Raw genomic sequence first — 13,853 nt, forward strand, 5'->3', positions numbered from 1 at the left:
ATTTGCGCTAACCTGTGATTTCCCAAAATACTGCTTAAAGCCTCTTTTTCAGAAAATATTACTTACGAGGTCATCTCGAACACATCTCGAACACATCTCGAACACATTTCGAACACATTTCGAACACATCTCGCGAAAAATTCAAAAAATATATTTCTGCGTAAATACACTTACTTAGAAAATATTTACAAACACCCTATTTCTTAATCCTTTATCCCTAAGCCTTACAGATTAAAGTGCTTCGTTATGCCCAATTGCAGACTTGGCATATAGATATTCACCTGCTGCCCTTCTGCGGAATGAATCCCTTTATTGGTGAAAACCCCTTGTACGGCTGCAATCCACGTGCCACAATTGTACAACACAGAGATGCGCCCCACTGAGATAGGGTACACCTTGAGCTTCCCTCTCCGGAGTAGGACACTCTCGTTGCCAATATTAGCCCCTACGGTACTGCCGATGGTCATCGCCCAGCGCCTTCCCAACACCCAAGTGTACATATAGCCTGCCGAAAAGCCTGCCTGCCAATTCTCGAAAGGCTCACCTGCCACATCCGTACCCAAAGGCACCACGCGATGCCAAAACAAGCTGTTGCCAAAAAGAAAACTCCCCGCCGAACGCAATTGCAGTTCGCTCTGGTCAAAAGCTGTAGCTGCCGAGAGCCTATTGCCATTCCACACGTAGGTAATGTCCAGCCCTATCTGCTGCATTGTCAGCTCTGGATAGTTCAGATATTGCTGATCATCGGGCAGTTCTACATAAAAACCTTTGTACTTCTGATAGTAAGCATCAACAATCACGTGCCGCCAATAGTTATGCCACTGAAAGTCGTCTGAGCGCGTTCTAAAGCCATTCTCGGGGGTAGTCTGTGCCACATTAATCGCCCCACCGATGCTCATACTATGCTTCCCTCGCCAACCGACACTCGCCCCAAAACCCACAGGGATATTAGGCATATAGCTCTTCCCTTCGTGCGTGATAGTCAGGTATTGCGTTACCCCATAAAGCTGCCCCCACATTCGCTGCTTAAAAGTATATACGTACGTGCTATCGCGCTGCTGTGCGGCTATCTGCCCCATACATAACAGCAACAACAATGCCAAATATCTATAACAACCTCTCATTATTCATCTCACTGATCCCTGTTCTCTGACCTCTGATCCCTGCTCTCTAACCTTTTACTTCTTCCCACTGACCACTCTCCTCAGCTCATTGAGCTTCATCAGTGCCTCAATAGGCGTGAGGGTGTTGATGTCTATGGCCAATAACTGTCCTTTGATTTCTTCCAGCAGTGGATCTTCAAGGTCGAAGAAGCTCAGCTGTGTCTCCCGCTGTGCCTCCTTGAGTTGCTCGGCAGTGGGCGATACATTGTGGTTTTCTTCGAGCTTTGCCAGCATAGCGTTCGCCTTCTGTATCACGTATTGCGGCATTCCCGCCATCTTAGCCACGTGGATACCAAAGCTATGCGCCGAACCCCCCGCCTGCAACTTACGGATAAAGAGCACCGTGTCCTTGGTCTCCTTCACCGCAACGTTATAGTTCTTAATGCGCTCAAAGGTCTCGCTCATCTCATTGAGTTCGTGGTAGTGGGTGGCAAACAGCGTCTTAGCACGGGCAGGATGTTCGTGTAGGTACTCAGCAATCGCCCAAGCGATGGAGATGCCATCATAAGTGCTCGTACCGCGCCCGATCTCGTCCAAAAGCACCAAACTGCGCTCGGAGATATTGTTGAGTATCAATGCCGACTCGTTCATCTCTACCATAAAGGTCGATTCGCCGAGCGAAATATTATCGCTCGCTCCCACACGGGTAAATATCTTATCTACGATGCCCAAACGCGCTGCCTCAGCAGGCACAAAGCTGCCGATCTGTGCCAATAGCACTATGAGTGCCGTCTGCCTGAGTATTGCCGACTTCCCCGACATATTCGGTCCTGTGATCATCATCAGCTGCTGCACCTCCCTGTCTAAGTACACATCATTGGCGATATAAGGCACTCCCACAGGCAATTGCCGCTCGATCACAGGGTGTCGCCCTGCCTTAATATCTATAGCATAGCCCTCGTCCATTATGGGCTGCACATAGTGGTTCTCAAGTGCCAAGGTAGCAAAGGCGCAAAGGCAATCCAACTGCCCGATGAGGGTGGCATTGGTCTGTATCTGTGCGATATACTCCGCGATATGGCTCACCAATTCCGCATATATCTGTTGCTCAGCTTGGGCTATCTTCTCCTCAGCCCCCAATATCTTCGCCTCGTACTCCTTTAGCTCATTGGTAATATAACGCTCAGCATTCACTAAGGTCTGCTTGCGTATCCAATCCTCAGGCACTTTATCTTTATGGGTATTGCGCACTTCTATGTAATAGCCGAAAACGTTGTTATTGTCTATCTTCAACGAGGGAATCCCCGTGCGCTCAGTCTCCCGTTGTAGCATTTCCTCCAAATAACTCTTGCCCGAATGCGATAAGCCCCGCAGCTCGTCCAATTCCGCTGAAAAGCCCACTGCAATGGCATTGCCTTTGAGGATATTCACAGGGGCGTCCTCATTGAGGGTAGATCCGATACGTGTCCGTAGTGCTTCGCATTCGTGCAACCGATCGCCCAAGAGCCTAAGAGGCTCACTGTCGGCTTTCATACACAACTGCTTGATGGGGGGGATTACTTCTAACGAGTTTTTTAGTAGTATCACCTCCCGCGGATTGATCTTCCCTGTTGCCACCTTCGAGATAAGCCGCTCCATATCGCTAATGCGTGTGATATACTCCCGCAACTGCTGCAATGCATCGATATGATGAATGAAGTACGCCACCACTGCGTGCCGCTGCTGTATCTTGCTGAGCTTCTTTAAGGGCAATGCCAGCCAGCGCTTCAGTGTGCGACTGCCCATAGCGGAGATGGTCTTGTCGATTACGTCCAAGAGCGACACCGAGCCTTGCCCTGTGCCTGCATAAAGCTCTAAGTTGCGAATGGTGAACTTGTCGAGCCACACGTATTCCTCTTCGGCGATACGCTGTATTTTTGAGATATGTTGTAGCCTGTTGTGCTGTGTTTCCGATAGATAGTAGAGGATAGACCCCGCAGTGAGCAGTGCCTCGGGCAACTCGTCTACCCCAAAACCCTTCAGTGAAGTCGTCTGAAAGTGCTTGGTGAGGATCTGCTGAGCGTAATCCTCTTTGTACACCCAATCTTCTAAATAAAAACAGTGGAAATCATCACCAAAAGTCTCTGCAAAGCTGCGTTTCTGTTCTTTGGCGACTAAAAGTTCGCTGGGCTTAAAGTTCTGCAAGAGCTTATCGATGTAGTGCGTATCCCCTTCGGCTACTAAGAACTCCCCTGTGGAGATATCCAAGAAAGCCACCCCATTGGTCGCTTTGCCCATCCACACCGAAGCCAAGAAGTTGTTGCTTTTGCTCTGCAAGATGTCGTCGCTGAGTGCCACCCCAGGGGTTACCAGCTCGGTAACGCCCCGCTTTACGATCCCCTTCACGAGCTTAGGGTCTTCAAGCTGATCGCAGATAGCCACCCGAAAGCCCGCCTTCACTAACTTAGGCAAATACGTATTGATAGAGTGGTGAGGGAAGCCCGCCAGCTCACTGCGTTCACTCCCATTATTGCGATTCGTCAGCACGATGTCCAGCACCTTAGCCGCCTTAACCGCATCCTCACCAAAAGTCTCATAAAAATCCCCCACCCTAAAGAGCAGCAGCGCATCAGGGTATTTCGCTTTAATCTTGTTGTATTGCTTCATCAAGGGGGTTTCTTTTGCCATAAGTATCTATTTTTACGCTTAATCTTGGGGCAAAGGTAAGTATTTTAATCTTAGCATACAAACATATCTACTAAATTTATCGCTACTTCCCAGTATTAGAAGCTCTTAGTCCATCTTTAATCACAGAAGGTTTAATTCCTTAACTACCACTTTCTCAACCCTATTACATTTCAAATATATTAAAAAAACTCATTTTACAAAAAAAAAAGCCAATAATATTTGCCACATTATTTATTCTTCGTAATTTTGCGAGCGTATTCATTAATTTAATTGTAAAGTTATGACAGGTACAGAATTACAACAAATGCTTGACTCGTATTGTCAAGAGATGAAAGCCACAATGCCAGGCTTTTTATACATTGGCATTCTCAGTTATACTGATGGTACAACCCTTGCAAACGCAAGTAACAATGGCGATGTAGCAAAGTTTATTGAGCAAGAATCCTCTTCTCACCTGATGATCATCAATCAGGTTACTAAGGTGCTTGCTACCGATGAGTCGGCTGGGAAATTAGGGTTAGAGTTTATCCTGATTGAAACCGATAAAATCACCTTTATGTTCTCGATTGCTGACGAAGGTAAGTTCTTCGCTCTTACCGCCTTAGACAGAGAAAAAAGCAACCTCGCTATCTCGAAGATGCTACTACAAAAAGGGAAAGAAAAGTTGGGCACAATGTTAGAACAATTCTTCTCCTAATGCCTAACAAGAGGCAATAAAGGGGGAAGCCCGAAAGTTAGCGTCTGCTAACTTTCGGGCTTCCCCCTTTATTGCCTCTTGTTTTTATTCTAATACTATATGCAGCTCCTTCAACTGCACTTCGTCAATAGGGGATGGTGCATCTATCATCACGTCTCTGCCGCTGTTGTTCTTAGGGAAGGCGATGAAGTCGCGGATAGTCTCTTGCCCGCCGAGTATTGCCACCAATCGGTCAAAGCCAAAGGCGATACCGCCGTGTGGAGGTGCCCCGTATTTAAAGGCATTCATCAAGAAGCCGAACTGTGCCTGTGCTTGCTCAGGGGTAAAGCCCAATAGGCTAAACATCTTCGCCTGCAACTCCTGATTGAAGATACGTATAGAGCCGCCGCCTATCTCATTGCCGTTGAGCACGAGGTCGTACGCATTGGCGCGCACCTTGCCTGGGTCGGTGTCCAAGAGAGGGATATCCTCGGGCTTAGGCGAGGTGAAAGGGTGGTGCATCGCGTGGTAGCGACCGCTCTCTTCGTCCCACTCCAATAGCGGGAAGTCTATCACCCACAGTGGGGCATACTCATCGGCTTTGCGCAAGTCGAGACGCTCTGCCAGCTCCATACGCAGGGCACTGAGTTGCGGACGCACCTTGTCGGCTTTGCCTGAGAGGATACAGATAAGGTCGCCTGCCTTTGCCCCTGTGCGCTCAGCCCACGCCCTGAGGTCGTCCTCGTTGTAGAACTTATCCACTGACGACTTAAAGCTGCCGTCCTCATTGCACTTCACGTACACCATACCACTGGCACCGATCTGCGGGCGTTTCACCCACTCCACCAGCGCGTCTATCTCCTTGCGAGTATAGCTATTTGCGCCAGGTACCGCAATGCCCACCACGAGTTCTGCCTCGTTGAATACCTTAAAATCACGATGTTGCGCAAGGTCGTTCAGTTCGCCAAACTCCATTCCGAATCGGATATCGGGCTTATCATTGCCATAGCGGCGCATTGCCTCTGCGTAGGTGATACGCGGGAACTTGTCGAAAGTCAAGCCCTTAAGCTCCTTTAAGAGGTACTTGGTCATTCCCTCAAAGATGTTCAGTATATCTTCTTGTTCCACAAAGGAAAGCTCACAGTCTATCTGGGTGAACTCAGGCTGGCGGTCGGCGCGTAGGTCTTCATCGCGGAAGCACTTTACAATCTGGAAGTAGCGGTCGAGTCCACCGACCATCAGCAGTTGCTTAAAGGTCTGTGGCGACTGTGGCAAGGCGTAGAACTCCCCCGCATTCATACGGCTGGGCACCACAAAGTCGCGTGCCCCCTCAGGGGTGGACTTGATGAGCACGGGCGTTTCCACCTCAATAAAGCCTTCGCCCGAGAGGTAATTGCGCACCATCATCGCCACCTTATGGCGGAAGATAAGGTTCTCGCGCACGGGTGTGCGGCGGAGGTCGAGGTAGCGGTACTTCATCCGCAGGTCTTCCCCACCGTCGGTATTGTCCTCAATGGTGAACGGTGGTACTTCTGAGGGGTTGAGCAGCGTGAGGCTTTGCACCAGCACCTCCACTTCCCCTGTGGGTATGTTAGTATTGACAGCCTCACGTGCGATCACCGTGCCCACTACCTGTATCACGTCCTCGCGTGAAAGCGACTTTGCCTGCTCAAAGAGTGCGGCATCAGTGCGTTGTTCGTCAAATATCAGCTGGGTAATCCCATAGCGATCGCGCAGGTCTACCCATATCATAAACCCCTTGTTGCGTACGCGTTGCACCCAACCGCTGAGGGTAGTCGTTGTGTTTACATTCGTAGCGCGGAGCTCTCCGCAAGTATGTGTTCTGTACATATAGATGTTTATTTTTTAGCTGTTACGGATTAAGGACTAAGGAATCACAAAACAGAATAATTTTCTGTTAGGGAGATGATAGGGTTCACTCTGGGTTAAGATAGGGTTCACTCTGGGTTCACTTTTTGCATTTTTCAACAATAGAATTTCTACACATTACACAATATACAGAAAAATAAACTACAAAAACGCGATTTACCTCATTTTACCACACTCTTATTTCCCGCTATAAATACCCCTCAATACCTCTCACGCCGCAAAATTAAGGAATAATTTACAATGTGCAATGAATAATGAATGATTTTCTCTTGAATCCCGCTTAAATGCAGCCGCTTTACTATGCACTATGCGTTATACACTGTACACTAAAAAATAGCCTCTTACACCCTTTATCACAAGAAAATCATAAGTTATGAATTGTCAGTTATAAATTAATTCGTATCTTTGCAAAATGAAAAGAGAAATTATAGCATTCGGAGATTACTACGATGATTTCAAAAATACACTCACCGATAAAGAGCTATTGAAATTGGAGTATATTCTCTCTTTGCTTGAAACACAAGACAGACTTTAAATATAAATTATCTGTGGTGTCATCTTCTTCAATTTTTATTTCAGAAAAATTCTCTTGATTGATATTATAGTTTAGTTCATTTATTGTAAGTTCCCAAGTATATTTTAGTTCCTTAAAAAAAATTGAGTTTTCTCAATTCATTATTTAACTTTGAAATTTCATCTGTATGTAATTTTACCCTTCCAAGATATTCATACTTCTCAAAATTATCAATATGACTGATTTTTTCAATCTCAGTAAAATAAGCAAAAATATTATGTGTCATCTCCTCATTTTATTAAAAAGTGATTTTAGTTGACCAAATCCCTCTGTAGAAAAAATTTTTATATATTTATTACCTTGTCCATCCTCTTCTAATTTAATTAGTTCTTCAAGATTAGGAATGTAATCGTCAATACTTAAGTACAAATTATTATCCAACTTAATTCTTTGAATTAATCTTTTTTTAATATTCTTCCTTACAACAGTAAATTGTGAATCAAAATTCTTTTTTGAAGGTAGATCTCTTAGTCTATCTATCAAAACCTCTTTAGGAAAGTTTTCTGTCAAAGGCTCATAATTCTCAATTGCTGAAATAATGTCTGAATAATTAAAAACATTCTGTTCTCTATAGTAGCTAACAAGTTTATTTCTTACAAAAATATAATCAATATTATGATTGTTTTTTAACTTTTTTGACAATAAAGCTGTTTAAACTTTTTCTTATAATAAAATAAAAGTTCCCGAAAATTAGTAATTTTGTGTTTGCAAAAAAAAGAACACCAAAATTTAGGAACTTTGGGCAAAGATACAATAAATAATTGGATTATTCCCTTTTTAAGTGTAGGAAAAAGAGGATTTAAAAGTAGTTTTGATTTAGCTTCAATATTTTTATTGATTCTCAAAAGGTTAAAAACAGGGGTGCAATGGAGAGAACTTCCAATTGAGAGCTATTTTGAAAAAGGAGAAATTTCTTGGCAAAATGTCTATTACTACTTCAATAAATGGAGTAAAGACGGTAGTTTTCAGCGAATATGATTAAATCTATTAAGCAAGAAGAAAAGAAAATTAGATATGTCTTGCGTTCAATTGGATGGTAGTCATACACGTTGTCGCCAAAAAGGAGAATCTGCAGGTTATCAAGCAAGAAAAAAAGCCGTAACCACCAATAGTATTTTTTTGTGTGATAATAAAGGGCAAATGATAGCAATGGGAAGTCCTAAAGCTGGAAATCACAATGACTTATATGAAATAGAAGAAGTACTAAAAGAAATCTTAGCTTTATTAGAAGAAGCAGGAATAGAGTACAAAGGTCTGTTTCTCAATGCTGATGCAGGATTTGATAGTAAGTCTCTTAGAGAGTTTTTAGAAAGCAAAGAAATTATAGCAAATATTAAACCTAATCCCCGAAATGGAGAGCAACCAGATGTTTATTTTGATGAAGAATTGTACAAAAATAGGTTTAAAATTGAACAAGCAAATGGTTGGCTTGACGGATATAAAGGTTTGATAATGAGATATGAATATCTTGATGTAACTTGGATTGGAATGCTCCTATTAGGGTTTATCTCCAAGTTCCTCAAAAAAGTTTAAACACGTTTAATATGTAAATTTTCTTGTTTTTCATCTTATCAAATTTTAATTTATTATTCTCTGTCTTCTATTCTTTTATCTTACGTTTAATAATATATTTACAGAATCTGTTAATAATTAGTAGAAATAACCAATAGATGAAAAAAATCAACTGTTTCATTAAATAGGACGTTATAGGAACTTTTTTTTCAGTCTCTTTCCCTGGATATGCGTATTTAGCTCCTTTCCGATACCAAATATATGAAAAATTTTTACCCTCTTTTTTCTCTATATAAGAGTTAAAATCTTCCCAATCAAGTGTTCCAAATTCAATAGCTGTAGAGTAGTTATCTAATGTTTTTGAATATCCTCTAAAATATGCGACTTTACTTACTGCTTTGGAATGATTGATATAAAAAGAATCTATTTCAATATTCTTCTTCACATATTCTGTGTGATTTATAATAAAATCTCGATGCTGTAAAACATTAAGAAAAGAAATTATCAAAGGGATTCCTAAAATACCCAATAAGAAAAAAGTTATATAGTAAAAGATTCTTAATTTTATCACAACTTAAACCTCCCTTCTTTTAATGGAATCTTATCCGTAATACTCCAACTTTTGTCTATATCTACTAATTCAAACTCTAAAACACCTTTTGATTTTATCTTAGCTTTAACTCCCAATATAATAGGGTCAAGATAAACCCCTCCTTCAAATTCTTGTTTTGTAAAACTATATTTAAGTTTCCCTGAACCACACCCCTCTCCAAAACCACTTACGTAAAAATCAACATATTTTTTAGCTGCTAGTAACTCTGCTTTTAAGCCAATTTCTATGCAACCTTTTAGAGAAGCTTCTAAAAACATTTCATCAATATCCTTTACAGGCAGCACCTCAAAGTCGTTCATAAGCAACAACAAAGGAGGATTCTCCTTTATCGCGGGATACACCTCCCTAAACCAATCAGGACTACTTTGTCCCCAATCCAGCATTCCATCAGCATACAGCCGCTTGTACAACTCAGGGTACGCAAACCCATACTTTTCTTCTAATTGCTCTAATATTTGCATAATGTTTGTGTTTTACGCCGCAAATATACAAAATATTCCTTAGAATATACAAAACAACAGTCGCCTATGATCACAAGTTCACTTGCCGCTCGATACGGATCCAATACGGATCCAGTACGGATTCATATATTACATTAGTATTAGGTTTAGCAAACAACCACCGAAAAACCAACGAAATATAAAGCTAAAAAAAGCATATACTTCTTTCACCCTTTTTAGGAAAGAAGGTATTTAGAAAAGAAGAAATAATACTGTTATTAGCCATCACACTCTAAAAAAATATACATTATCCATTGCTGATTATACATTAATCCGTATCTTTGCCGCCAGAATCATTAAAATAATAAATGTATGAATTTTTTAGAATTAGCACAAACCAGATATACCACCAAGGCATATCGCCCACAGCAAATACCTGAGGACAAGATACAAGACCTCAAAGAGATACTTCGCCTTACGCCTTCATCTATCAACTCTCAACCTTGGCAATTTGTTTTTGTTGGTGATGAGGCAACTAAGGAGCAGTTTGCACGTGTGTCGTACATCAATGAGCAGCGCGTAAATGAGGCAAGCCACTTGGTAGTATTCCTTGCACATAATAACGACACTGCTTTCGAGACACATCTCCACAGGGCTACAAGCGAGATCGGTTATGGCTTCTATCAAAGTATACAAAAGCCTCGTGGAACAGCCTTCGTGCAGGAGTGGATCTACCGACAAGTGTACATCGCCCTCGGGTTTTTCCTCAGTGCGTGTGCTGCGATGGGCATTGATAGCACCCCTATGGAAGGGATCATTACTGAGGATTACGATCGTCTATTGAAGATAGAAGGCTATAAAACTCTCTTTGCTGTAGCTATTGGCTATCGCAGTGACGACGACCGCAACCAACCCTCACAGCGCCCAAAAACGCGCCTCCCCCTTGCTGAAGTCGTTAGAGACTTTAGTTTATAGTCTGTGCTGCACAAGAGCTGACAGCACTCCCTATAAGACAAATGCGCGATAAGCTAATAATTAAAAACTAAAAAGTGAAACTTAAAAATATATTAAAGAAAATGCTCTACACCCTTTTGATAATCATTGCACTACTGGCTATTATTACTGCTGTCGTTCTCAACCTACCCAGCTTTGGCAAACACCCAGTGGGCAAACGATTGGTGCGTATTGAGCATTCACCTAATTACAAAGAAGGTAGCTTCCAAAACCAACTGCCTACACCACAGCTTACTAGCGACAAAGGCTTCTTCACCCAACTGAAAGAGTTCTTCTTCTCCGATGTAAAAGATCTCTATCCTTCAGCTCCAGTACCTGCTGTGCAAACCAACCTTAGTACGCTGCCAGAGAATAGCTTGGTTTGGCTCGGACACTCCTCTTACTTTATGAATATCAGTGGAAAGAAGCTACTCGTTGACCCTGTGTTTCACGCAGCCTCGCCTTTCCCTTTTATGATAAAACCTTTTAGGGCCGAATATAACTATTCTGCTAACGATATCCCTACCATTGACCTATTGATCATCACTCACGACCATTGGGACCATCTTGATTATAACCTTTTCAAGCAAATCAAAGGGCGTGTAAAGCACGTACTTTGTACTCTTGGAGTGGGGGCACACCTCGAATATTGGGGGTATCCCGAGGAAAATATCACTGAACTGGATTGGAACGAAGAAACTCAGTTGAGTGGGTTGCACTTCACCTGTTTACCTACAAGACATTTCTCAGGACGTGGAATCACACGTGCAAAAACGCTCTGGGGGTCGTATATGTTACAAAGCGAAGACAAAACTCTTTACATCGGCGGTGACAGCGGCTACGGGCCTCATTTTGCCCTGATTGCAAAACAATTCCCATCCATTGACCTTGCCTTGCTGGAGAATGGACAATACAATGAGGATTGGCGCCATATTCATACCCTACCTAAGGAACTCCCCATCGTAATGGCCGACCTACGTGCCAAACGTTATTTCACAGGACATAACTCTAAGTTTAAACTTGGTAAGCACCCTTGGCACGAACCCTTAGAGAACCTCAAGAAGATACGTGAGCAACACCCCGATTGGGCTATTGAAGAACCTAAAATAGGCAAGGTGATCAGTTTGTAGATTTTCGCTACATCTGGGAAGGCTTATACTGTAAGGGATAGGGAGGATTCGGTATAAGTTTTTTGAAAAAAAGGTAAAAAATATTTTTTGTTTTGATTTTAATTTTGTAACTTTGCGGCAGTATTAATTTTATAAAATAATAGAGTTATGACAGGAAAAGAATTACAAAAGGAACTCGATGACTACTGTGAAGAAATGAGAAATGCAATGCCAGGACTTCTGTATTTGGGCATCTTGAGTTGTGCTGATGGTACAACGATTTCTAAATCAAGCAACAACGGTGATGTAGCGAAGTTTGTAGAGCAAGAATCGGCTTCGCACTTGCTGATTGTAAACCAAGTGAAGAAGGTGGCAGATACCAACGAAACCGCGGGTAAATTGGAGGTACAGTTTATCTTAATTGAAACGGATAAGATTACCTTTATGTTCTCAATTTCACCTGAAGGGAAGTATTTTGCACTTCTGGCGTTGGATAGAGAGAAGGCTAATCTCGCTATTTCAAGGACATTGCTTTATAGAGGTAAAGATAAGTTAGGGAAATTGTTAGACAGTTTCTTTTAAACGCGAGTGTGCTTCTGTGAAGGAAGCGTAAGACGTGCGTTTACTGAGCAGCTTGCTGACTTTGTAATATGCTTATTATTTTGGGTTAGAGTGTATTGTGAGGCACGGGTGGCTGTGTAGTGCTTAATTTTATAGAGGAATACCCTCTGAGCGGACAGGTGTGCACTCAGAGGGTATTTTGCCTTTTTATATAGGGAGATTTGATGGAGGTATTGTATTAATTTATCGTTAAAATTTTGTTTTTTCTTGTTCAGTTAAATTTTTATTTGTAATTTTGTCAGCTATTTTGTGTGATTTAATGAGGTTTTTAGGGTTGTTGAAGTAGGCTTGGTAAGCACTTAATACATTGATATTAAACTAATTATTTAAAAATATAACAACGAAGATGAACACTCTTATTCAAAAAATTACGCTCGCGGGCTTGGCGGTTTTGACGCTAAGTTCGTGTGGTGACGAGAAAAAAAATAATGCAACTACTACCCAGAGCCCGACCACCGAAGTGGTGCAAGCTCCGAAGTTTGAATACGGCTTTAATCTGAATGACTTTACCATCGTAAAGGATACGATTAAGTCGGGCGACACATTCGGTCAAATTTTAGAGAAGAACCACGTTGATGTGAGTGAAATTCATAACATCTCAGCGCAGACGAAGCAAGTGATTGATCCGCGCAGTTTCCGTGCAGGACACGTGTACGCACTGCTTTACGACAAGAAAGACCCGAGCAAGCCGCATAGCTTTATCTATCAGCCGAATATCGCTGAGTATGTGGTAGTGCGTATGGGCGACTCGGTGTATGCACGCAAGGAGTCACGCAAGGTTACAGTGGTGGAGCGCGAGAAAGCGGGGTACATCACCTCTAACCTCAGCGAGGATGCGCGTGCGGCAGGGCTCAGTGCGAATGCTACCTATCAATTAGGGCAGATATTCGACTATACCATCGACTTCTTCCGTTTGCAAAAAGGTGATAACTTTAAGATTATCTACCAGGAGCGTTATGTTGATGATACTATTTTTGCGGGGGTAGAGCGCGTGAAGGCGGCTTATTTTGAGCATAAGGGTAAGCCTTTTTATGCGTTTAACTTCACCACTGATTCGCTCAAGGGCAAGAGTGGTTTCTACGATGAGAATGGCAATATGATGAAGCGTATGTTTCTGCAAGCGCCGTTGGATATCTTCCGCATTACCTCTAAGTTTGGGATGCGTTTTCACCCAGTGTTGCACCGTATGAAAGGGCATTTCGGTACGGACTACGCGGCTCCGTCGGGCACTCCGATACGTGTAACGGCTTCGGGCACAGTGATTGAGGCTGGGTATAGCTCAGGGAATGGCAATTATGTGAAAGTGCGCCACAATGGCACTTATACCACTCAGTACTTGCATATGTCGCGTATTATTGCGCGCCGCGGTCAGCACGTAGAGCAAGGACAAGTGATCGGGCTGGTGGGCAGCACGGGCTTGGCTACGGGTCCGCACGTGTGCTACCGCTTTTGGAAGAATGGCAAGCAGGTGAATCCGCTCACTGAGAAGATGCCTAATGCAGTGCCTATTGACGCGAAACTTAAAAAGAAGTACCTCAAGAGTATTCAACCGTTAAAAGAGCAGCTCGATGCTATCAAAGCAACGCCTATTGACTATGAAGATGAGTCTGCCCCTATTCTTGAAGGAGGGAAGGCGTGAATTAATATGTGAAAAT

Annotated in this window: 14 protein-coding genes; 7 read left to right on the top strand and 7 right to left on the bottom strand. The window is 42.8% G+C overall.

The genetic code is table 11. The features are described from left to right. Positions 1–224: 224 nt before the first annotated feature. Together AXF12_RS00505 and mutS are read right to left on the bottom strand one after the other, a co-directional pair. A complete protein-coding gene (locus AXF12_RS00505) occupies positions 225–1,124 on the bottom strand; it encodes a DUF4421 family protein (protein WP_082752946.1) in 900 nt (299 codons plus the stop codon). Between the two features lie 54 nt (positions 1,125–1,178). Next, a complete protein-coding gene (mutS, locus tag AXF12_RS00510; protein WP_066427640.1) occupies positions 1,179–3,770 on the bottom strand; it encodes a DNA mismatch repair protein MutS in 2,592 nt (863 codons plus the stop codon). Between the two features lie 280 nt (positions 3,771–4,050). On the opposite strand from mutS, the gene AXF12_RS00515 reads away from it, so the two are divergent. Then, complete coding sequence (locus AXF12_RS00515; RefSeq protein ID WP_066427642.1) at positions 4,051–4,467, top strand: hypothetical protein; 417 nt, start codon at positions 4,051–4,053, stop codon at positions 4,465–4,467. A gap of 84 nt (positions 4,468–4,551) precedes the next feature. Here AXF12_RS00515 and aspS read toward each other — a convergent pair whose 3' ends face one another. The 3 genes from aspS to AXF12_RS00525 form a co-directional block, all read right to left on the bottom strand. Further along, a complete protein-coding gene (gene aspS, locus AXF12_RS00520; protein ID WP_066427643.1) occupies positions 4,552–6,297 on the bottom strand; it encodes an aspartate--tRNA ligase in 1,746 nt (581 codons plus the stop codon). A 686-nt stretch (positions 6,298–6,983) separates the two neighbouring features. Further along, positions 6,984–7,136, bottom strand: coding sequence for a hypothetical protein (locus tag AXF12_RS12180; RefSeq protein WP_169792823.1), 153 nt, complete (start codon positions 7,134–7,136; stop codon positions 6,984–6,986). Further along, complete coding sequence (locus AXF12_RS00525) at positions 7,133–7,552, bottom strand: hypothetical protein (protein WP_066427644.1); 420 nt, start codon at positions 7,550–7,552, stop codon at positions 7,133–7,135. Before AXF12_RS00525 ends, AXF12_RS12180 begins: the two co-directional genes overlap by 4 nt. A 63-nt stretch (positions 7,553–7,615) precedes the next feature. Here AXF12_RS00525 and AXF12_RS12420 point away from each other — a divergent pair, with 63 nt between their 5' ends. Further along, entirely contained in the window at positions 7,616–7,888 is a 273-nt protein-coding gene (locus tag AXF12_RS12420) for a transposase (protein WP_231909885.1), read from the top strand. 36 nt (positions 7,889–7,924) lie between these two features. After that, on the top strand, positions 7,925–8,443 hold the full coding sequence (locus AXF12_RS00530; RefSeq protein WP_231909884.1) for a transposase: 519 nt from the start codon (positions 7,925–7,927) through the stop codon (positions 8,441–8,443). A 67-nt stretch (positions 8,444–8,510) separates the two neighbouring features. Here AXF12_RS00530 and AXF12_RS00535 read toward each other — a convergent pair whose 3' ends face one another. Both AXF12_RS00535 and AXF12_RS00540 read right to left on the bottom strand, forming a co-directional pair. Then, positions 8,511–8,867 (bottom strand): hypothetical protein, encoded by a 357-nt coding sequence (locus AXF12_RS00535; protein WP_143325025.1) that lies wholly within the window; start codon positions 8,865–8,867, stop codon positions 8,511–8,513. Positions 8,868–8,989: 122 nt separating this feature from the next. Further along, positions 8,990–9,496 carry a hypothetical protein gene (locus AXF12_RS00540; protein WP_066427646.1) on the bottom strand — a complete coding sequence of 169 codons (507 nt, stop codon included), beginning with the start codon at positions 9,494–9,496 and terminating at the stop codon, positions 8,990–8,992. A gap of 351 nt (positions 9,497–9,847) precedes the next feature. Here AXF12_RS00540 and AXF12_RS00545 point away from each other — a divergent pair, with 351 nt between their 5' ends. The 4 genes from AXF12_RS00545 (at position 9,848) to AXF12_RS00560 (ending at position 13,837) form a co-directional block, all read left to right on the top strand. Next, complete coding sequence (locus AXF12_RS00545; protein ID WP_066427651.1) at positions 9,848–10,450, top strand: nitroreductase family protein; 603 nt, start codon at positions 9,848–9,850, stop codon at positions 10,448–10,450. A 74-nt stretch (positions 10,451–10,524) separates the two neighbouring features. Further along, positions 10,525–11,598 carry an MBL fold metallo-hydrolase gene (locus tag AXF12_RS00550; RefSeq protein ID WP_231909883.1) on the top strand — a complete coding sequence of 358 codons (1,074 nt, stop codon included), beginning with the start codon at positions 10,525–10,527 and terminating at the stop codon, positions 11,596–11,598. Positions 11,599–11,745: 147 nt separating this feature from the next. Beyond that, positions 11,746–12,159 (top strand): hypothetical protein, encoded by a 414-nt coding sequence (locus AXF12_RS00555; RefSeq protein ID WP_066427652.1) that lies wholly within the window; start codon positions 11,746–11,748, stop codon positions 12,157–12,159. Positions 12,160–12,544: 385 nt separating this feature from the next. Further along, the gene (locus AXF12_RS00560) at positions 12,545–13,837 is read left to right on the top strand and encodes a M23 family metallopeptidase (RefSeq protein WP_082752947.1); all 1,293 of its coding nucleotides are present in this window, start codon (positions 12,545–12,547) and stop codon (positions 13,835–13,837) included. Positions 13,838–13,853 lie beyond the last annotated feature (16 nt).

It is taken from the genome of Capnocytophaga haemolytica (genome assembly GCF_001553545.1).
Taxonomy (GTDB): Bacteria; Bacteroidota; Bacteroidia; order Flavobacteriales; family Flavobacteriaceae; genus Capnocytophaga; species Capnocytophaga haemolytica.

Coding starts and splice junctions, on each gene's coding strand:
- AXF12_RS00505 (WP_082752946.1), bottom strand. CDS start 1,124: ATGAGAGGTTGTTATAGATATTTGGCATTGTTGTTGCTGTTATGTATG.
- mutS (WP_066427640.1), bottom strand. CDS start 3,770: ATGGCAAAAGAAACCCCCTTGATGAAGCAATACAACAAGATTAAAGCG.
- aspS (WP_066427643.1), bottom strand. CDS start 6,297: ATGTACAGAACACATACTTGCGGAGAGCTCCGCGCTACGAATGTAAAC.
- AXF12_RS00555 (WP_066427652.1), top strand. CDS start 11,746: ATGACAGGAAAAGAATTACAAAAGGAACTCGATGACTACTGTGAAGAA.
- AXF12_RS12180 (WP_169792823.1), bottom strand. CDS start 7,136: ATGACACATAATATTTTTGCTTATTTTACTGAGATTGAAAAAATCAGT.
- AXF12_RS00515 (WP_066427642.1), top strand. CDS start 4,051: ATGACAGGTACAGAATTACAACAAATGCTTGACTCGTATTGTCAAGAG.
- AXF12_RS00545 (WP_066427651.1), top strand. CDS start 9,848: ATGAATTTTTTAGAATTAGCACAAACCAGATATACCACCAAGGCATAT.
- AXF12_RS00540 (WP_066427646.1), bottom strand. CDS start 9,496: ATGCAAATATTAGAGCAATTAGAAGAAAAGTATGGGTTTGCGTACCCT.
- AXF12_RS00560 (WP_082752947.1), top strand. CDS start 12,545: ATGAACACTCTTATTCAAAAAATTACGCTCGCGGGCTTGGCGGTTTTG.
- AXF12_RS00530 (WP_231909884.1), top strand. CDS start 7,925: ATGTCTTGCGTTCAATTGGATGGTAGTCATACACGTTGTCGCCAAAAA.